The following is a 19,139-nucleotide window of genomic DNA, read 5'->3' on the forward strand; positions in this document are numbered from 1 at the left end:
ATTGATGCTGACTGACTTAACAACCTTATTGGTCTGCGTTTACCGCATCGCGAGTGCGCTGCCAAGCGCTCTCAGCGCCTTCTTGGGTCGTTTGCCAGGCATCACGGGCGTTGGCTTTAGTCTGTTCCCACCAGTCATTATCATAAGCAGGGAAGGCTTCCACCTCTTCCTGGCTGGCGTCGACCATGATGCGATGTTCGGTATCACCGTCGGCTTCCGTTTCGGTTTCTAGGGTGAAGTAATCGGTATCAACAACGATTTCACGACCGCCTAGGCCAAGTACTGAACCGCTTTCGATCACAATGGCACTGATACGCATCTCTTCATCAAACAAGATATCATCAACGTTGCCAATTTCTTCGCCGGAACCGCCGGCAAAATAGACCTCTGCATCAAGAATATCATCAGCAGAATACATGCCCTGAGGTTCGTTTTGGGCATGAGCACCCATCGCAAAGCTTCCCAGTAGGGCGGTACTGATCACTGTAGTCAGGATTGTCTTACGCATAGCATCTCTCCATGTGGCTACGATAGAAGGTAGGTCGCCTACCGAATGTGGATAAAAATATCGACCTACTTAAAACAGAATGTAAAAGGTGCAGTAAAAGAGTTACTGCTTATCAGCCCAGTCGTCGGCTTGGCGCTCTGCTTCTTCGCGCTCAAGACCGTATTTCTGCTGAAGTTTGCCCACCAACTGATCTTTCTTACCGCCGATCTGATCCAATTCATCGTCAGTAAGCTCGCCCCAGCTAGAACGGGCCTTACCCTTCATCTCTTTCCATTTGCCTTCAATTTGATCCCAGTTCATTGCATCGCTCCTTGAGAATAGTGAACTTGTTTAGGCAATTCTTAGGTTAGACTATATGTGCACAAGTGCAAGTGCTTGATTCATTGTGGTGCAAGATTGAGGGGTAAGAGAAAGTGCGTGAAAAAACTGGTCATGAGTAAAATGCGGTGTTAGGATGAGCCCTCCTCGCATGTGTTGACCCCTCCATCATGACGGTGAGTGTTTGTCTACATAGCCATTAATAACGCAGTTGTTAATGGGCCTGCTATTAATGAGTCAAAATTAATAGCTAATCGTAGCAACGCTTACGGGAACATCTCGCCATTTGCTAGATGTTCATTGCTGTGAAGATGGCGCGCCTCCAGTATTTCACCACACGGGTGAAATCGGCGCAGTAGGTCGCCACAACGGTTGGCCCGTTAACGCGGTGCTTGCCAACCGGATGCTAGGTGCGACCGGCGTCTCCGACTCCATTGATGGCTTTGACCGCTACGGCGGTGCCTGTTTCGATAGCGACCACATGTTATGTCGTTATGTGATGACAGAGTCAGAGACGCTTATGATGTTTTTTGCCGGTATTTACCGGCCTACCAAGGTGTGATTAATGACCTCGACTTCTGTCGCCTCGCCGAGCTTCGGCGATCTGGCTCTTTTGCCTGCCGTTCTGTCTGCTGTTGAATCACAGGGCTACCTAGTTCCCTCGCCGATTCAAGCGCAAACCATCCCCGCGCTGCTTGAAGGCCGCGATATGCTGGGCCAAGCCCAGACGGGTACCGGCAAAACTGCAGCGTTTGCATTACCGTTACTGTCACGTTTAGAACTGACTCGCCGCGAGCCGCAAGTGTTGGTGATGGCGCCAACCCGCGAATTGGCTCAGCAAGTAGCTGCCTCATTTAGTAAGTATGGCCAAAACCTCAAAGGTCTCGAAGTTGCGACCCTATGTGGCGGCCAAGAGTACCGTGAACAGCTGGGCGCCCTTAAGCGTGGCGCGCAAGTCGTTGTGGGTACTCCCGGCCGTATTATCGACCACCTGGATCGCGGTAGCCTGAAGCTTGATGGCCTGTCCGCCCTCGTGCTGGACGAAGCTGATGAAATGCTGCGCATGGGCTTTATCGACGACGTAAAACGCGTGGTTGCCGATACCCCGAAAGATGCTCAGCGTGTTTTCTTCTCGGCGACACTGCCGACTGAAATTGAGCGCATCGTTAACCGTTATTTGGTTAACCCAGTGAAAGTCGCGATTGAGTCCGGCACTACGACCGGCGAAAACATCGAACAGCGCATTGTGCGCGTTGATGGCGGCGCTAAGCTTGAAGCTCTTTCGCGTATTCTCGAAGTCGAACCGGTCGATGGGGCCATCGTCTTTGTGCGTACTCGTGCAGCGTGTACCACGCTGGTTGAGCAGTTAACTGCTCGTGGCGTTAACGCCGCTGGCCTGTCGGGTGATCTCGATCAGAGCCTGCGTGAGCGTACTATTACGCGCTTGAAGCGTGGCAAAGTCGACGTGCTGATCGCAACCGATGTGGCAGCGCGTGGTCTTGACGTTTCGCGCATCACCCACGTGATCAACTATGACCTACCGCAAGATGCGGAAGCCTACACGCACCGTATCGGTCGTACCGGTCGTGCGGGGCGTAGCGGTATCGCGATTACTTTTGCCGGCTTCCGTGAAGCTCGCAAAGTGGGTTGGATGGAGCAGGCAACCGGTCAGAAAATGACTGAAATGCCATTGCCTGATGAAGCTGCCATTCGCGCCCACCGCGATGACGTCTTCCATAACCGGGTTATCGCTTCCTTAACCAAAGGCGCAGAAGAGCAGCGTGCCTTGATTGAGCGGCTGATCGAAGAAGGTCACGACCCGATTGAGCTGACCTGTGCGTTTGCCGCTATGGCACGTGCTGACGAAGCGCCGATCGGTCGCCTACAGGCACCGCGCAAAGAGAAGCCTTCGCGTGATGGCGCGCCAGCCGGTAAGCCGGGTGCACGTCGTGAACGCACTAGCGGCCCGACCGAAGGCATGACGCGCTACCGCGTCTCCGTTGGTCATAAAGATGGCGTCAAGCCAGGCCAACTTGTTGGCGCTCTCGCTAATGAAGGCGGCATTGAAGGCGCGCGTATCGGTCGTATCGATATTCGCAACGCTTTCTCTGTGGTCGAACTGCCGAGCGGCTTGCCCTCGACGATTCTGACTAAGATGGCCCGTGCTCGTGTGGCTGGCCGTCCGCTGGAAATCAGCGAAGACAGCGCACCGGCTGAGCGGGCTCCGCGCCGTCGTCGTGACGAAGGCGATGCGCCGGTTCGTCGTCGCGAACGCGCATAAGGATTAATCAGCTGCCGCCAAGCGGCAACTGAGAATATCTCAACGCCCCCGCACCTTTACTGGTGCGGGGGCGTTTTTTTGCTACTTTATTCACCATTCACCATTCACCATTCACCATTCACCATTCACCATTCACCATTCACCGTTTCAAGGAGGAAGCCATGTTCACACCACTACACCAATGGAACCTGGCACCGAGGGAGGCGAGGGCACTGCAGTCGCAATTGGCCAAACGCTTAGAAATGACAGACCGCTTAGCACCGGTAACGCATATCGCCGGGGTAGATATTGGTTTTGAAGAGGGGGGCGAAATCACCCGGGCGGCGGTGGTGGTATTAAAATGGAACCCCGCCACAGCACCCGAGTTAAGCGTGGTTGAGCAAGTCGTTCACCGTGAGCCAACGCGTATGCCGTATATTCCCGGCCTGCTGTCGTTTCGCGAAATTCCCGCTGCGCTGGGCGCGTTTGAGAAACTCAACGTGATACCTGAACTGGTCATGGTCGATGGTCAGGGGATTGCGCACCCACGCCGGTTAGGGGTGGCGGCTCACTTAGGGCTATGGCTGGATTTGCCCACTATTGGAATTGCCAAGTCGCGCCTGTGTGGCCAACACACTGAAGTGGGCGATCAGCGTGGTGACTGGGTGCCGCTTTACGCGGGGCAAGAGACCATTGGGGCGGTTTTACGCTCCCGAACCAGGGTTAAACCCGTCTACATATCGCCTGGGCATCGCATCACCCTGGAGACATCGCTTGAGTGGGTGATGCGCTGCTTAGGGCGCACCAAGCTGCCTGAGCCAACGCGGCTGGCGGATCGATTGGCTTCGCGACGTGACCAGCGTAAGTAGTCGGCTTGTGCTAAGCGCTACACAAACGCCAAAAAACGTCGCAGTAGGCTGGAAGCTTCGTGGCAGTCCACAATGTTTGCCAGCAGCGTATCGGGCTCTTCGCCCTGGTCGCGCAGCGCGGCGCGCTGGCGACCAAGGTAGGCGCGCATTACTGGTGCAGTAAACTCAGGGTGAAACTGCACGCTCCACTGGCGTGGGCCGTAGCGCAGCGCTTGGTGGGCGTCGTGGCTGTTATGGGCCAGCACCGTGGAGCCGTGAGGCGCCTGCATCACCGATTGGGCATGGGTCAGATGGGCAGCAAAGCTTTCCGGCAATTGGCCAAACAGCGGGTCTTGCTGTCCCGCTTGGGTTAGCCGCACGGTACGTGTGCCGGATTCCCTACCCGCCGGGTGGTAGTCGCTCACGCCACCAAAAGCGGCGGCCATTAACTGGTGGCCGTAGCAAACGCCTAGCATTGGCGTGTCGTTTGCTAACGCCTCTTGCAGCCACGGCTTGAGTGCTTCGCTCCAGGGCTCGGCTTCACTGACCATACTGTGCGAGCCGGTAATCACAATGCCCGCGAGGGTCTTAAGCTCAGGCGCGCTGGGTTGGCGAGTTGCATCCCACACCTGTAAATCTAAATGTGCGGGCATAGCCGTGCTAAGCTGCTTTGCAAATAGCGTTTCAAAATCACCGTGCTGGTCGACAACTTCCGGAAAAGCGTCGCCGGTTTTAACGATCAATACACAGGCCATATCACTCCCTCGGTAGGATGAAACGCAAACGTTGAACAAAGGCCTTTCAGGCAGAACGCAAAGACATGAAGATAGCCTAACATGGCTTACCAAATGGCCAACACGTATTCATTGTTAACCTCATAAGGAGAAGATAATGCAACAGATTACCCGCGCAGGCGAGCCGTTAGATGTCGCTGGCACACTGCCTGCAAAAGGGCAGGCGGCGCCTGCGATGACGCTGACCAACACTGATTTGCAAGACGTTACTCTGGAGACTTATGCCGGTAAGCGTAAAGTGCTGAATATCATTCCCAGTGTGGATACGCCCACCTGTGCCATGTCTACGCGCCACTTTAACGAGCTGGCGTCTAACCTTGCGGACACAGTGGTATTGGTTGTTTCAGCAGACTTACCGTTTGCGGCCAAACGCTTTTGTGGTGCAGAAGGGTTGGATAATGTCGAAACACTATCGACTTTCCGCCACCCCGAATTTCGCGAAGCCTGGGGCGTAGCACTGTGCAACAACCCCATGGAGGGGCTATGCGCCCGTGCAGTAGTGGTACTGGATGCCGACAACCGAGTGCTGCATAGCGAGCTGGTGAGCGAGTTGAAAAATGAGCCCGATTACGAGGCGGCCTTAGCGGTGTTGAACTAGTCGCCTGGTTAGGCCTTCCGTTTAGCATGCTGTTCTGACGCCCTCACCAGCGCGCGAATTAAGCGCTGTTGGGGGCGGTTGAAAATCAACCACTCTGGGTGCCACTGCACGCCAATCAAAAAGTCGTGTTCGCGCGACTCAATGCCCTGCACCAAACCATCCCTGTCACGTGCAACGATTTCAATCCCTCTACCTGCCTGATAAACGGCTTGGTGATGCAGGCTGTTAACCCGGCACCAGGTGACGCCTAGCAAACGGTGCAATTTGCTCGCCCCTACGATATCCACAGTTTTGCGCGGCAATACAGTTCGGCGCCGTTTCAGCCCTTCATGGGTCGTATAGATATCAGGATCCAGGGTGCCGCCAAGGTGCACATTGATTAATTGCGCCCCCCGGCAAATACCCAGTACAGGGGTGTTTAGTGGAATAAAGCGCTCAAGTAGGGTGAGCTCAAGTTCATCCCGGGCGGGGTCAAGGCGTACATCCAGTTGGACTTCGCCCCCATAAAGGTGGGCCTGAATGTCGTCGCCGCCGCCAACGATTAAGCCATCAAGGCTTTCTGGCTGCGGGCGCGAAGGCGATAACCTAAGCGGTTTACCGCCGTGCCGCCAGACGGCAAACCAATCGAAACACCACGCTAAATGGCTTTTTTGGTCAGAGGTAGTAATTCCGATAAGCGGCCGAGTCATACGGGTCGTTACTCACTGTGACAGAAAATGATAGATGCAAAACGAAGCATTGTAAGAAGGCTAGCGCTCACGACGTAACCAGCGAACCAATTTCTCTTTTAAACGGATCAGCACTGGTCGGTTATGATCGGCGATGTACTCATCGCAGCGGGCAAGCAAAATTTCCGAATTAGCGGCCAGTTTCTCAACTTCTACCCAGCGATTCCACTCGACCACCGAGCCCCAGCCTGGCTGCGAAAGCTGGGCGTTGGGGAGGCGATAGTGAAAGGTAGGCCGCGGCTTGGTAAGCGTATTATGCAGCAATTCATGGGAGTGGTCGGGGCGCAGGTAGGCAAACAGCGGCAGCAAATCCAGCTCGCGGTTGCGCGTTGGGTTGTAGTGCAGGTAGTCATCAATCAGCGTATCGAGATCCGGCGTATAGCGTCTATCCAGCACTTTTAGCGCATAGGTTTTGTGAAATGGGTTCGCGTGGGGCAACATCTCACGGGTAATGTCCACTTTGATTTCGTCGCGCAGCCAGACAGCCAGCAGCAGGTAAGCGCGTAGCATCGCCAGCAAGTAATCAACGTCAAAGCGCTCCACTTCTGGGTTGAGGTGTAATCCAAACCCATACAGCAGGCTGGCATCGGTGCCCTTAGCGCCGTGCTCACGGAGTGCTTCAAACAGCGCGTCTAAATCTTCCAGCTCATTCCAAGGTATCGGTGGGCAAACGATTTCGGTAGGCACCAACCCGGTGACCATATCACCAATCAATTCGCGGGTTTTTTGATGAAACTCGATTCGCCGCTGATGCTGATGGCGCGCCCACTCGCTGTCTTGGACGTGTGGGTCTTCAACGAGTGTTTTGTCTGGATGAGCGTACTGAGTGTCGAGCTCGATACCAAATTCGCCCCAGCGTGTACCCTCTACGAGTAGCCGATGGGGGCTTACCACGTTAAGCTCCCCGCTAAACAGCTCACGTACAATCATCGCTGTGTCTCGGGGCGGCAGGCCTGCGAATTCAATTTCGACCCCAACTTGCCGGATTTTCCCGTGGCTATTTAAGCGGTTAGGCGGAGCTTGTAGCGTCATCTCGGCATCCTTGAGGTGAACGTTTAAGTCTCCAGCCTATCATAGTCACGCGTTGAGACTGAGCTTGTGGCCTGAGCTTATGACTAAGTTCAGTAAACTGAAGCGGTGGCAAACGATAAGCAGGGCGCCATCAAGGCTAATTTTCAGGAGTAAGGCGTGCGACAGCACTGGTTAATCAACTCGCTAATAGGCGTTGTCTTATTTGTGTTAGCAAGCCTAGCAGTGACGAGCATGGCAATAACCCAGGCCCAGGCGCAAGTGGTGTCGCTGCCAGGGCTTAGCAGCGGATCCGAAGAGCAAGCGGCCGAGGTGAGTGGTGAAGAGTTCCAGGCGTCCTTGAGTGACGTCATCACCATGCTCGAAAACGAGCAGCAGCGCACCGAGCTGCTTAAATCACTACGTGAGTTGCAGGTCACCGCTGACGCTGCCAGTGAGGATGAGGGCGTAGTGCGCCAGGGGCTGCTAGGGGCTCTCGCCGACACCTTAAGTGACCTTGGCGACCAAGCCGAAGCGGGTGGCTCTCCCATTGATGAGTGGGCGCGTCAATTGGCGCAAGGTGTTGAGGATTTGCGCGCGCTTAATGATGATGCCGACCAGGGTGAGGCAATTCGGGCGGTGGCCGAGGGGGCCGTGCTCGCGCTGATTTGGGGCGTGCTGCTGGTCGTCATGATTGCTTTTGGACGGATGGTGGCTACCCGGCGGGAGTGGCCGCTCGATCTACCTTGGGATCCAAAAGGCTGGTTGATGGCGGTGCACTTCTTGCGCCGTATGTTGCCCTGGGCGTTGGCGTTTGCTATTACGCTGGGTGTTGGTCAAGTGCTGCCCGATAGCCCTGGGCGGACATTAGTGCTTGTGGTGGCCTATATCTGCCTGTGTGGCCGAGCACTCTCGGTGGTATTTGAAACGGTGATCGCGTTCTTTAGCCGCGGCCATCGGTTTACGGCGGTACAACTACTTCAACAACGCGCTTTGCGCGGCCTGTTTGTGATCGGTGCCTTGATTGCGCTTGGCGATGCGGTTAACTCCTCTCGCCTGGTCGAAATGCTGGGTAGCGAGCTATCGAGCCTGGTGTCGGTGCTTTCTAATATGCTGGCGGCGCTGCTCGCGGCGCGGTTTATTCTTAAATTTAAACGTCCCGTGCGCCATTTGATTTGCAACCGCCCCTACAAACAGCGTCGGGATGCCAATGCCGCCGTCGAGATGGTTCGCTCTCTGGGGGGGCTGTGGCATATACCGGCGCTGCTGATGGTAATGGGCTCCTTGCTGGCGATTTTTATCACTGTCGGCGATGTGGGTACCGCCCTGGCACGCTCGATTATTTCAGCCAGCCTGCTGGTGTTAACGCTGGTGGTCACTGGGTTGCTGCGCCGCCAGGCTGAACGGATGGGCAAGCGTCGACACCGACATCGTCAGAGCCAGTATCGCAAGCGTTTAGAGCGCTTCGGCTTTGTGTTGGCGCATATCTGTTCGTGGATGGTGTTTGCTGAACTCTCGATGCAGGTGTGGGGCAGTTCGTTCTTTGGCCTGGGTCAGCAGGCCGTGGCCAGCGCACGGATCGGTCAAGCGCTAGTGAGCCTGGGCTCTACCGTGTTGCTGGCATGGCTGGTGTGGATCTTTGCCGATACTGCCATTCAGCGGGCACTGACATCGTCGGCGCGCTCCCGGGGGCGGCGGGTCAATCAGGCCCGAGCACAAACCATCACGCCGATGATCCGCAATGTCATCTTTGTCACCATTTTGATTATTGCCTTCATCGCTGGACTGGCTAATTTGGGTGTCAATGTCACGCCGCTGCTAGCCGGTGCCGGTGTGATCGGTCTGGCGATTGGTTTTGGTGCCCAGACGTTAGTACAGGATTTGATTACCGGCATTTTTATCTTGATCGAAGATTCACTGGCGGTAGATGACTTTGTACAGATCAATGGTCATATGGGCACGGTCGAAGGACTGACACTACGCACAGTGCGTCTGCGTGATTTGGACGGCGTGGTGCATATCATTACCTTCAGCCGCATTGAATCGATTCATAATATGTCGCGCCAGTTTGGCATCGCTCTAATGCGTATCCGTATACCGTTTGATATGAAAATCGACGATGCGATTACGTTGATGCAGGAGACCGCCCAGGAGCTGCGCCGCGATCCGATGATGCGCCACTACATTTGGTCGCCGTTGGAGATGCAGGGTGTTCAGGGCTTTGAAGAGGGTTGCCCCATTTTACGTATGCGCTTTCGCACCGCGCCCGAGATGCAGTGGGATGTTTCACGGGCGTTTAACCTGCTGCTTAAACAGCGTATGGAAGCCCAAGAGATTGACTTGGGTGTGCCGCGTCTCAGTCTCAGTATGGAAGCGCGCTCCGAAGACCGTATGGAGGCTGCCGCGGGGACGTCGTTCTCTTTGCAAAATGGCTCGTCTGAGAGTGAGCAGGGCAAGGGAGAAACGACGCAAGCAAGTGGATCAAACGACGAGCATCATAAGAAACCGGCGCCGCCGAAGCCCGCGCCGCGCCCCACTAAAGCCGAGATTCGCAAGGATGAACAGGAACGTAAACACGATAACACGGCTAATCGCGTGGCTTCACATCGGCAAAAGCCCCAGGCACAGGGCGAGACCCAAAGCGATACCTATGCCAGCTCCGGCGGCGAAAACGGCGATCAGTAGCCACGGCCCACGTAATCGGCGCCAGCGGTTATACAGAGAGACCGCGTGGCTAACGCGGTCAACCAGTTCGTCGTGACGCGAAATGGCATGGTCGGGTGGCAGTGAAAAGTCGTTGGCGACATCGCCCTGCCAGTGGGCGCCGTGGCTGAGTCCCAGGCGTGCGCGTAGCCTGCCGATATCGCTGAGGGTATCGTGCAGCGTATCGTAGGTTTCGCGGCGTTCGGCAACCGCGAACACCGCCTCGGCATCCTGACGTAGTGCGCTATGCTGGCAGCTAGTCACGGCTTGGCTGATTTCCTGGTCGTTGGCCTCGGGGGAAACCGCGAGGCGCTGGTACAAATCACGCATAGGGAGCTATTGTTTCTCTTAGACCACATTTCTCTTAGGCCACGTTTCTGTTAGGTCTTGTTTCTCGTAGCGCAGTGCATAGTGCGAAGGGTATAGCGTTACATGGTCTTAGTAAGTTTGCATCAAATAATCATAGGCGTTTTTGATACGCTGAAACCGCGCTGACGCCAAGGCTACCTGGTGCTCGCTTTCCGAATAGAAGCGGTCTGGGTGGTGGAGCTGGGCCATTCGCCGGTAGGCGTGGCGAACTTCTATACGGGTGGCGCCTGGGGTAAGTCCCAGCACCGAAAGCGCCCGCGTGGTGCGGTCGGGCGGCGGCGGTGACGCGCGCTGCTGGCGATTACGTCGCTCTTGATGAGAAGAGTCTTGATGATACGAGTCTTGATGATACGAGTCTTGCTGACGAGAGCGGCGTTGCTGTTCCCGTTCGGCCCGTTCGCGCTGTTGTTGCTGCCTCTGTTGTTCCTGTTGGCGCGTCTGTTCTCGCTGGCGCTGCTGTTCGTGTTCGCGGGCTTGGCGAGCCTGTTCCTGGCGCTGCTGCTTCTCCTGCTGTTTTTGCTGCTTCTGTTGGTGGCGCTGCTGTTTTTTTCGCTGCTGTTGTTCGGCCCGGGCATTGGCCTGTTGGTGCTGCCGTTCAGCCGCCTCGGCCTCGCGCGCTTTTCGGGCATGGTAATCTGGGTCGTGAGTTTGCCAGTAGACATCACGGCTAGGGTCTTCGGGGGTGGTAAGCGGGATGCCGGTGAGTTCCTTAAACAGAGTGTTTAAAGTCATCGGGGCAACGCTTAGCAAATCAGCCAAAAAGCGCAAAATATAATGATTGGCCAGCGACAGCTCGCCGTCATCGGTGGCAACGGTAATCGCTTGATGAATAACGCTGAGGCAGCGTTCTGTGCCGCACTCTTTGCGCACCACCTCGGCTGCTAATTGGATCGCTTGCAGGTCTTGGCTATGGGCAATACTCATCACTGGGCCCAGCTCATGCCCATGGCGAAACTGTGCGGTTACCTGAGCCAGGCGGCGGCGCCGCTGCCCCTCTGAGACGTGTTGGCGGTGCACCAGCACCCAGGCCAACAGCAGCAGGGTTGCCGTATCCACTTGGCTGCGGCTCTTTAATAGCAACAGCTCAAAGGGTGAAAAACGGGCAATGGACATTTCCTAGCTCCACAGACGAAGAGGTAAACAAAGGGCGGTGGCTTTGTGCAGCACCATGTTTATTTTAGCCATGGTATATCATCACGTTAGGCAAAGGAGTAGGAGATTGATGAGTTGATCAACGTTGAGCGTAAAAACAGCTTCCAGCTGCGTCTTACCCGGCGGCTCAAGGAAGAGACATCGCATAATCTCGACGTCTATCTTTTTGTGCCTGGCGAGCTTGGCTTAAGTACCCAGCTTATCTCAGAAGAAGCCTTTTATCATTCTGCCATCAATGTTTCGCGCACCTACTACAGTGACGAGTATCTCTTACCCTTGGTGCATAGCCGATTGGCTAGCCGTAACCGCCTCGGCAGCGATTCGTATCGTTTGAGTCTGAGCCTCTACGCCTACCAGTACGTGGAAGCGATGGAGCGCACGACGCGAGCGATGCTGGTGAGTGCCAATAAGTTGCGGCACGCCCGCCAGGAGGAGCGGGAGGAGAACCGTGAGGTACAGCAGAGTGCCGTCGCCTTACACGATCAACTGCACGAAATGATCGACCTAAGTGACGGTATTCTCAAGCGGCTGCGACGCCATCAGCCTGATGATGAAAGCTTCAATAAGTACTTTGCCAATATTGATAATTACCTCTCCTGGTTTACCGAACAGCAGTTGCTGGCGTTGGTAGCCCATATGCCCCGAGGAGGAGAGTTTACCGATATTCGTCGCCGTTTTATCAGCGTCTGCCATCGTGAGGATGACTACCGCCGCGAGCAGCAGTACAACGCTGAGCGGGTGATGGCCGACCCTACCCGCATGTCGAATAAAATGCGCCTGCTGCGGCGCTTGATCGAACATCCGATCACCCTGAAACAAGAAGCGTTAGAGCTGGGTGGCGGTGAGCAGAAAGCGGTTAAGGCCCTGGCGACAGCCGTGGTGATGACATTTGTCACCTTGGGTGTACTGCAACTGCGCAGCGTGCTGGGGGGGATCACCGCCCTGTTCGTATTAGCGATGGCGCTGCTCTACGCCATGCGCGAAGTGTTTAAGGATGATTTGCGCAATACCTTGTGGCGCTGGCTGCGCAAAGGCCGCCCCAAGTGGCGTCGACAGTATCGCGATCCCACGCATAACGCCTTGGTAGGGCGTCAACTGGAGTGGTTTGACTACAAGCGGTTTGCCGCGCTGGGCGAGGATATTCAGCAGATGCGCCGTCGAAAGGTGGCTCAGCGGGAAGAGGTGGTGCTGCATTACCGTTCAAGCTCACGTATGTCGCCCACGCGTTTTTTAAGCGGCTACGAGCATACCCGAGAAACGCTCAATCTGGATATTTCCATGCTCACCCGGCTAATGAGTAAGGGCAAGCATCACATCTACCGTCTCAAAGATGGCCAAGCGGTGCGCGAGGGGGTCGAGCGCCGCCATCTGTTTAACTTGGTTATTCGTGAGACGGGCAGTGAAGATACGCCCTATCTTGCTCGCTGGAAGGTCGTCGTTAGCCGCTCTGGCATTGTCGATGTTGAGAAAGTGGAAGAGAGCAGTCTGGTGGATAAGCAGCCATCAGAAAAGGGCAAATAAACTGCGCTAGATCAACGCAGCCTCAATGCGCTCTTTGAGATAACCAACCGGCATAGGCAAACTGCCGGCAGCGAACTAGGCTCAAAGAACAGGCAGGGCAACCTGCATTTGTGGTTCAGTCTTTAGGTGTGTCTTAAAGATTGGCGCAAGGAGGAGAACCATGCAAGCTATCGATATTATGACCCCCAAAGTGGTCAGTGTGGGCCCCGACGCTGAAGTGCGCGAAATTGCCCAACTGCTGCTCAATCATCGTATCAGTGCCGTTCCTGTGGTGGATGACGAGCACAGAGTAATAGGCATTGTCAGCGAAGGCGATTTAATGCGCCGGGTAAAAAATGACGGTAACCATCGTGACGCTTGGTGGTTAACGCTGTTTACCGGCGGTAAAGATGCTGGCGACTACGTTAAGTCACATGGTCGTAAAGCGCACGAGGTCATGACCCCGAATCCAATGACCGTGGAAGAGAACACACCGCTGCATACCATTGCGCGAATGTTGGAAAAACACCATATCAAGCGGGTGCCAGTGCTGCGTGACGGCAAGCTGGTGGGCATTGTCAGCCGCGCTAACCTGCTACAAGGTATTGCCAATGCGGCGGTGGCACCGACCCAGTCACCCACGGATGACAGGCAGATTCGCGAGGCTATTCTCAAAGAGGTGGAGAATAATACCGGCGTACAGGTCGAAGGCATTAGTGTGATTGTGGATGGCGGTGCGGTAGAAGTCTGGGGGCTGGTCGAATCCCTTGAGCAGAAGCAGGCAGTAGCAGTGGCCGCAGAAAACGTACCTGGGGTCACTAAGGTCGAAAACCACCTGGGTATGATGCCGCGTGGCGTGGGATATATGTGACATCAAGCCCGCTATGTTAATAGCGGGCTGTTCCTTCCTTGCTCTCTTAAACACGCTCTTAAACCACTGCTTTAATCGCCTGCTCCAAGCTGTTTACGCTGCGCTCTGTGTGATGCAGTTTATCGAGGCCAAATAGACCTATGCGGAAGGTTTGGAAGTTGTCGCCTTCATCGCACATTAGCGGCACACCGCCCGCCACTTGAACGCCCGCCTGGGCCAGTTTGGCCACTAAGCCGCTATCGTCGCTATAGCACACCACCACGCCGGGGGCTTCAAAGCCTTCCGCCGCAACGCTGACAAAACCATGGCGTTTAAGCATGGAGCGGACTTCCCGACCAATCGTTTGCTGCTCCTGTTTTACCTTGGCAAAGCCGTAAGCACGGGTCTCCTGCATAATATCCCGTAACTGCCGCAGTGCATCGGTAGGCATAGTGGCGTGGTAGGCGTGTCCGCCATTTTCATAGGCCTGCATAATGCTGTGCCACTTGCCCAAATCGCAGGCAAAGCTATTGCTCTGAGTCTCACTTAAGCGCTGGGTAGCACGTTCTGAGAGCATGACCATGGCGCAGCAGGGCGAGCCGCTCCAGCCTTTTTGCGGTGCACTTACTACCACGTCAATCCCGAGTGCCTGCATATCCACCCACAGGGTGCCAGCGGCAATGGCGTCTAACACAAACAGACCGCCTACCTCGTGAGTGGCCTCGGCGAGCGCTTGAATATAGTCATCAGGAAGTAGCAAACCAGCAGAGGTTTCGACTTGCGGGGCGAACACCACGGCAGGTTTGCCTCTGCGAATCTGCGCCACGGCCTCATCAACAGGCACCGGCTGAAAGGGCGAGCGCGGGTCATCGGCATTCAGACGCCGTGCTTTCAGCACACTGTGCTGATCGGTTAAGCGGCCCATCTCAATAATTTGTGTCCAGCGGTAGCTGAACCAGCCGTTCCGAATGACCAGGGTGTTTTGATCGACGGCAAACTGGCGCGCGACGGCTTCCATGCCAAAGGTGCCGCTACCGGGCACGATAACGGCCGCTTGGGCGTTGTACACCTCTTTCAGCGTGGCAGAAATGTCGCGCATCACGCCTTGAAACTGCTGTGACATGTGATTCAAGGAGCGGTCTGTATAAACCACTGAGTACTCAAGCAAGCCTTCGGGGTCGACGTTGGGCAGTAAACCAGCCATGGCGTTCTCCTGTGATTGGGTATGCGCTGCGTTTAGGCGCGAGATCATGGGTAAGAATACGGATAACTCAGTAGCGATGCCAATAGCGTTTGAGGCAGCGTTGGACGGCGTGATCGCGACTAAAGGTGTATTCGAGTAAACGTTTACGTTTTGATAGTAAACGTTTACTTTAGCGGCTAAGCGCTTCAAAGACGCTTTTTGGGCGCTACTACCAGTCTAGCTGAGGAGAGAAGATGACCATTAATGTCACGGTATGGGGGGAAAACGTCCACGAACAAACCAATGAAGTTGTGGCGCGAATCTACCCAGACGGCATGCACCACTGCATCGCCGAAGGCCTCAATGAAGCGGAAGAGCTCAATGCAACCGCCGTCACCTTGCAAGACCACAAGCAAGGGCTAAGCGAAGCGATCCTCGAAAATACTGATGTGCTGCTGTGGTGGGGCCACGCTGCCCATGGCGATGTGCTGGAGGAAACGGTTGATCGCGTACAGAAACGCGTGCTGCAGGGCATGGGGTTGATTGTGCTGCACTCTGGGCACTACGCAAAAATCTTCAAACGCTTGATGGGCACCACCTGCTCTCTCAAGTGGCGGGAAGCGGGGGAGCGCGAGCGGCTATGGGTGGTGAACCCCGGGCATCCGATTGTGCAGGGGCTGGGCGACTATATCGAACTACCGCATACCGAAATGTACGGCGAGCCGTTTGCGGTACCCAACCCTGACGAGGTGATCTTTATCAGTGCCTTTGAAGGCGGAGAGGTCTTCCGTTCAGGGCTGACTTACAAGCGCGGCAACGGCAAAATTTTCTACTTCCGCCCTGGCCACGAAACCTACCCAATCTACTACAACGAACAGGTTAAAACGGTACTGAAAAACGCAGTGCATTGGGCGCGCCCGGAAGGCTCCCGGTGGATCGATAGCTGCCCCAATATCCCTGCTGATCAGGCGCCCAACCCGGTGGAAATAAAAGGCGAAGGGCTGCATAAACCCGGCGAAGGGGGCTTCAAATGATCCATTTAGCGATTATTGGCGCCGGTAGCATGGCGGGCGAGCACGCCAAGCACTTTGGCCGCATTGAGGGAGTGGAAGTCGTCGCGGTGTGTGATATAGATTTGGCCAAGGCGCGCGATTTTGCTGGCCGCTATGGCATTGCCGATGTGTATGATGACCTGGAAGCCATGTTAGCGCGGGAGGATATTCAGGCCGTTAGCAACGTCACGCCGGATGGCGTTCATAAACTAACCTCTCTGGCCGCGATTGCTGCAGGTAAGCATATCCTGTGTGAAAAACCGCTGGCCACTAATGCGCAAGATGCTCGTGAGATGGCCCAAGCGGCCCAGGCTGCCAACGTCATCAACATGGTCAACTTTAGCTATCGCGATGCGCCAGCCATACAGCACGCCCGTGCACTCATTACCGCCGGGGCCATTGGGCAGGTTCGTCACGTAGACGCCAGCTACCGACAGAGTTGGCTGGTCAGCCATGCCTGGGGGCGTTGGGATCAGGATAGCCAGTGGCTTTGGCGGCTCTCAGAAGCCCATGGCAGCAAAGGCGTGCTGGGCGATGTGGGCGTGCATATTGTCGATTTCGCCAGCTTCCCCGTTGGCGATATTACCCACGTAAACTGCGAGCTGACCTGCTTTGAGAAAGCGCCGGATAACCGCATCGGAGATTACCTGCTGGACGCCAACGATACCGCCCTAATGCGTGTGACCTTTGCCAATGGAGCCAAGGGCACCCTTCAGGCTACCCGCTGGGCGACCGGGCATCACAACTCGTTAACCCTGAGTGTACACGGCGATAAAGGCGCTATTCGGGTCGATTTAGATACCTCAAGAGACGAGGTGCAGGTATGCCTGGATGAGGACGTTCATCCTGCACGGTGGAGCACAGTGAAGGCTCCGCCCACGGCGAGTATCTATCAGCGCTTTGTGGAAAGCATCCGCAGTGGCCAAAACGACCAACCGGATTTCGCCCGCGGCGCGGCGATCCAAACCGTTCTTGATGCCTGCGTTATATCCAGTCAGGAAGATCGCAGTCTGGAAATTGGAGTGTAATCAGCGTCGCAACGCCGGGCGTTTTTCGGCACACTGGAAGCATTCCAGGTGAGAGATAGGGCGAGAAATAGTCAGTGAGAGAGAGTAAACAAGGCGCCCAAACGGCCACCATTCGCGAAATAGCCCGGCGGGCCGAGGTGTCGATTGCCTCGGTCAGCCGGGCGTTGAATAGCAAGCCTGGGCTAAGCGACGCCCTACGTGAAAAGATTTTGGCGATTAGCCGCGAGGTGGCCTACCAGCCCAGCGCCGCTGCTCGCCAGTTAATCAGTGGCAAATCGGCGGTGGTGGGTATCTCCCTGGGTCGTCAGGATATTGAGCTGCGACCTTACTATATCTTGCTCTACCAGCACCTTACGGTGGCGCTTCATCAGCAGGGGATGGTGCCAGTGTTTTTTAATCACCAGCAAACGGGTGAGTTACCCGAACGCGCGGGGGCAGCTATTTTACTCGGTGAAGCGCCGGATGATGAACGCCCCGCACTGCTAAAGGCTGCGGCGATTCCCTTTGTGCGCATTGGCGACGCTGGGGAGGGTTTTTCCGTTGCTCCTGACGATCGACAGGGGCTGTATGAAATCACCGCTTATCTGATTGGTCATGGGCGCCAGCGGCTAGCCTTTATGGGCGGTGAGCTAGAGGTTCCGCGCCCCCATAGCCGTTTGGAGGGCTATCGTCAGGCGTTGGCTGAGGCGGGACTCAATGAGCAGTTGATCAGCTTGCCGCACCGCTTTGCATCGGATTCCTTAAACAGCTATCGCTATCTGAATAGTTACTTGGACAAGATGGGCGCTCAAACACTGCCGTTTGATGCGCTGGTATGTGCCACCGACGAGCTAGCGCTGGGCTGTGTGGCCGCACTGGAAGATCGCGGGATTGAGGTGCCGGGCCAAGTGGCAGTCACCGGTTTTGATGATCTGCCCACCCTAGCCACTGGGCTAACCACGGTACGTCAGGATATTGCCGAGATTGCCGCAACGAGCATGGCATTGCTGGCAGAAGCGCGGGCGGGAGAAGCGCCCCGGCACGTATCGCTGCCGGTGGCGCTGGTAGTACGGGAAACGAGTTAACGCGGCGGCAGTTGTTCAGGCCCAAAACCATCGGGCAGCAGGGCTTCCATGGAGTAGGTTTTCATCAACTTACCGCTGCCGGAGAGCACCTTGATCTGTGTCTCGGGCGTGGCGAACTCGCGGATGCGCTGGCGGCAGTCGCCGCAAGGTGTGCACAGGTGATCGCCAGGGCCCATGACGTAGACGGTGGCCAGCTGTCGCTGACCCGCGGTGATCATGGCGGAGATGGCCGAGGCTTCGGCGCATAGGCCTTTGTAGTGCGCGACTTCTACGTTAGTGCCCGCAAACTGCTGGCCATCCGGCGTCACCATTACTGATGCCACCGGGTGTGCTGAGTAGGGCACATAAGCGTTAGCCCGCGCGCTGAATAGCTGCTCAACGATCTCTGCTGATACTTCATCCGTTTGCTGACTCATCACAACTTCCTCTTAAGCGCGGGCTGCGTCGTCGCGTAACACGGTGTCTAAAGCAATCAGCATCATGTCGTCAAAGGTGGTTTGACGATCAGCGCTGGAGAGCGAGTCGCCTTTTAGAATGTGATCCGACACCGTGCAGATGGTCATGGCGCGGGCGCCAAACTCGGCGGCGACGCCGTATAGGCCAGCGGCTTCCATCTCTACACCAACAATGCCGTAGCGCTTGAGCATTTCGGCCATCTCGGTTTGCGGGTTGTAGAACAAGTCGGCTGAGAAGATATTGCCGACCTTTACCGGCACGCCTTTGGCTTTGGCGGCAGCGACGGCGTGCTGGGTCAGTTCAAAATCAGCAATCGCGGCGAAGTCGTGGTCGTTAAAGCGCATGCGGTTGACCTTGGAGTCGGTGCTGGCGCCCATGCCGATGACCACATCGCGGACGTTGACATCGTCGCGTACCGCACCGCAGGAACCCACGCGAATCAGCGATTTAACGCCGTAGTCGGTGATCAGCTCTTTGGCATAGATAGAGACCGAGGGAATGCCCATGCCGTGCCCCATCACAGAAATCTCGCGGCCTTTATAAGTGCCGGTGTAGCCGAACATATTGCGTACATCGTTGACCTGGCGCACGTTCTCCAGGTAGGTGTCAGCGATGTATTTGGCGCGCAGCGGGTCGCCGGGCATCAGTACAGTATCGGCGAAATCGCCCATATCAGCATTAATATGCGGTGTAGCCATCAAATATCTCCTTTAAACAGCG

The 19,139-nt window shown here is 55.9% G+C and carries 20 protein-coding genes; 10 read left to right on the top strand and 10 right to left on the bottom strand.

Going from position 1 to position 19,139, the window contains the following annotated elements:
• Positions 1–25: 25 nt before the first annotated feature.
• Positions 26–508, bottom strand: a complete 483-nt coding sequence (locus A6R74_RS10850; protein ID WP_064234509.1) for a PRC-barrel domain-containing protein — start codon at positions 506–508, stop codon at positions 26–28.
• Positions 509–610: 102 nt separating this feature from the next.
• Positions 611–808 carry a CsbD family protein gene (locus A6R74_RS10855; RefSeq protein ID WP_027959898.1) on the bottom strand — a complete coding sequence of 66 codons (198 nt, stop codon included), beginning with the start codon at positions 806–808 and terminating at the stop codon, positions 611–613.
• Between the two features lie 304 nt (positions 809–1,112).
• Here A6R74_RS10855 and A6R74_RS10860 point away from each other — a divergent pair, with 304 nt between their 5' ends.
• From A6R74_RS10860 to nfi, 3 genes are all read left to right on the top strand, one after another.
• Positions 1,113–1,388: a hypothetical protein gene (locus A6R74_RS10860; protein WP_240488213.1), complete on the top strand. Its 276-nt coding sequence runs from the start codon at positions 1,113–1,115 to the stop codon at positions 1,386–1,388.
• Between the two features lie 3 nt (positions 1,389–1,391).
• Positions 1,392–3,107: a DEAD/DEAH box helicase gene (locus A6R74_RS10865; protein WP_064234510.1), complete on the top strand. Its 1,716-nt coding sequence runs from the start codon at positions 1,392–1,394 to the stop codon at positions 3,105–3,107.
• 161 nt (positions 3,108–3,268) lie between these two features.
• Positions 3,269–3,955 carry a deoxyribonuclease V gene (nfi, locus tag A6R74_RS10870; protein ID WP_064234511.1) on the top strand — a complete coding sequence of 229 codons (687 nt, stop codon included), beginning with the start codon at positions 3,269–3,271 and terminating at the stop codon, positions 3,953–3,955.
• Between the two features lie 17 nt (positions 3,956–3,972).
• On the opposite strand, the gene A6R74_RS10875 is transcribed toward nfi, so the two are convergent.
• On the bottom strand, positions 3,973–4,689 hold the full coding sequence (locus A6R74_RS10875; RefSeq protein WP_064234512.1) for a glutamine amidotransferase: 717 nt from the start codon (positions 4,687–4,689) through the stop codon (positions 3,973–3,975).
• A gap of 136 nt (positions 4,690–4,825) precedes the next feature.
• On the opposite strand from A6R74_RS10875, the gene tpx reads away from it, so the two are divergent.
• Positions 4,826–5,326 (top strand): thiol peroxidase, encoded by a 501-nt coding sequence (gene tpx, locus A6R74_RS10880; RefSeq protein WP_064234513.1) that lies wholly within the window; start codon positions 4,826–4,828, stop codon positions 5,324–5,326.
• Between the two features lie 8 nt (positions 5,327–5,334).
• On the opposite strand, the gene A6R74_RS10885 is transcribed toward tpx, so the two are convergent.
• Both A6R74_RS10885 and A6R74_RS10890 read right to left on the bottom strand, forming a co-directional pair.
• Positions 5,335–6,015: a gamma-glutamyl-gamma-aminobutyrate hydrolase family protein gene (locus tag A6R74_RS10885; RefSeq protein WP_064234514.1), complete on the bottom strand. Its 681-nt coding sequence runs from the start codon at positions 6,013–6,015 to the stop codon at positions 5,335–5,337.
• A gap of 60 nt (positions 6,016–6,075) precedes the next feature.
• Complete coding sequence (locus tag A6R74_RS10890; protein WP_064234515.1) at positions 6,076–7,086, bottom strand: amidoligase family protein; 1,011 nt, start codon at positions 7,084–7,086, stop codon at positions 6,076–6,078.
• A gap of 156 nt (positions 7,087–7,242) precedes the next feature.
• On the opposite strand from A6R74_RS10890, the gene A6R74_RS10895 reads away from it, so the two are divergent.
• The gene (locus tag A6R74_RS10895; RefSeq protein ID WP_064234516.1) at positions 7,243–9,747 is read left to right on the top strand and encodes a mechanosensitive ion channel family protein; all 2,505 of its coding nucleotides are present in this window, start codon (positions 7,243–7,245) and stop codon (positions 9,745–9,747) included.
• Here the strand turns inward: A6R74_RS10895 and A6R74_RS10900 are convergent.
• Together A6R74_RS10900 and A6R74_RS10905 are read right to left on the bottom strand one after the other, a co-directional pair.
• A complete protein-coding gene (locus A6R74_RS10900) occupies positions 9,664–10,095 on the bottom strand; it encodes a hypothetical protein (protein ID WP_064234517.1) in 432 nt (143 codons plus the stop codon). The two genes, A6R74_RS10895 and A6R74_RS10900, sit on opposite strands and share 84 nt — an antisense overlap.
• A gap of 108 nt (positions 10,096–10,203) precedes the next feature.
• A complete protein-coding gene (locus tag A6R74_RS10905) occupies positions 10,204–11,247 on the bottom strand; it encodes a J domain-containing protein (RefSeq protein WP_064234518.1) in 1,044 nt (347 codons plus the stop codon).
• 114 nt (positions 11,248–11,361) lie between these two features.
• Between A6R74_RS10905 and A6R74_RS10910 the strand changes: the two genes are divergently transcribed.
• Both A6R74_RS10910 and A6R74_RS10915 read left to right on the top strand, forming a co-directional pair.
• The gene (locus A6R74_RS10910; protein ID WP_064234519.1) at positions 11,362–12,807 is read left to right on the top strand and encodes a hypothetical protein; all 1,446 of its coding nucleotides are present in this window, start codon (positions 11,362–11,364) and stop codon (positions 12,805–12,807) included.
• 160 nt (positions 12,808–12,967) lie between these two features.
• A complete protein-coding gene (locus tag A6R74_RS10915) occupies positions 12,968–13,657 on the top strand; it encodes a CBS domain-containing protein (protein WP_064234520.1) in 690 nt (229 codons plus the stop codon).
• Positions 13,658–13,715: 58 nt separating this feature from the next.
• On the opposite strand, the gene A6R74_RS10920 is transcribed toward A6R74_RS10915, so the two are convergent.
• Positions 13,716–14,840, bottom strand: coding sequence for an aminotransferase class V-fold PLP-dependent enzyme (locus tag A6R74_RS10920; protein WP_064234521.1), 1,125 nt, complete (start codon positions 14,838–14,840; stop codon positions 13,716–13,718).
• Between the two features lie 233 nt (positions 14,841–15,073).
• On the opposite strand from A6R74_RS10920, the gene A6R74_RS10925 reads away from it, so the two are divergent.
• From A6R74_RS10925 to A6R74_RS10935, 3 genes are all read left to right on the top strand, one after another.
• Positions 15,074–15,853, top strand: a complete 780-nt coding sequence (locus tag A6R74_RS10925) for a ThuA domain-containing protein (RefSeq protein ID WP_064234522.1) — start codon at positions 15,074–15,076, stop codon at positions 15,851–15,853.
• Complete coding sequence (locus tag A6R74_RS10930) at positions 15,850–16,899, top strand: Gfo/Idh/MocA family protein (RefSeq protein ID WP_064234523.1); 1,050 nt, start codon at positions 15,850–15,852, stop codon at positions 16,897–16,899. The genes A6R74_RS10925 and A6R74_RS10930 overlap by 4 nt, the downstream gene beginning before the upstream one ends.
• A 74-nt stretch (positions 16,900–16,973) precedes the next feature.
• A complete protein-coding gene (locus tag A6R74_RS10935; RefSeq protein WP_064234524.1) occupies positions 16,974–17,963 on the top strand; it encodes a LacI family DNA-binding transcriptional regulator in 990 nt (329 codons plus the stop codon).
• On the opposite strand, the gene cdd is transcribed toward A6R74_RS10935, so the two are convergent.
• Both cdd and deoD read right to left on the bottom strand, forming a co-directional pair.
• The gene (gene cdd / locus A6R74_RS10940) at positions 17,960–18,379 is read right to left on the bottom strand and encodes a cytidine deaminase (protein ID WP_064234525.1); all 420 of its coding nucleotides are present in this window, start codon (positions 18,377–18,379) and stop codon (positions 17,960–17,962) included. The two genes, A6R74_RS10935 and cdd, sit on opposite strands and share 4 nt — an antisense overlap.
• Before the next feature lie 12 nt (positions 18,380–18,391).
• Positions 18,392–19,117 carry a purine-nucleoside phosphorylase gene (gene deoD / locus A6R74_RS10945; protein WP_064234526.1) on the bottom strand — a complete coding sequence of 242 codons (726 nt, stop codon included), beginning with the start codon at positions 19,115–19,117 and terminating at the stop codon, positions 18,392–18,394.
• Positions 19,118–19,139 lie beyond the last annotated feature (22 nt).

Source organism: Halomonas sp. ALS9 (assembly GCF_001651035.1).
GTDB lineage: Bacteria > Pseudomonadota > Gammaproteobacteria > Pseudomonadales > Halomonadaceae > Vreelandella.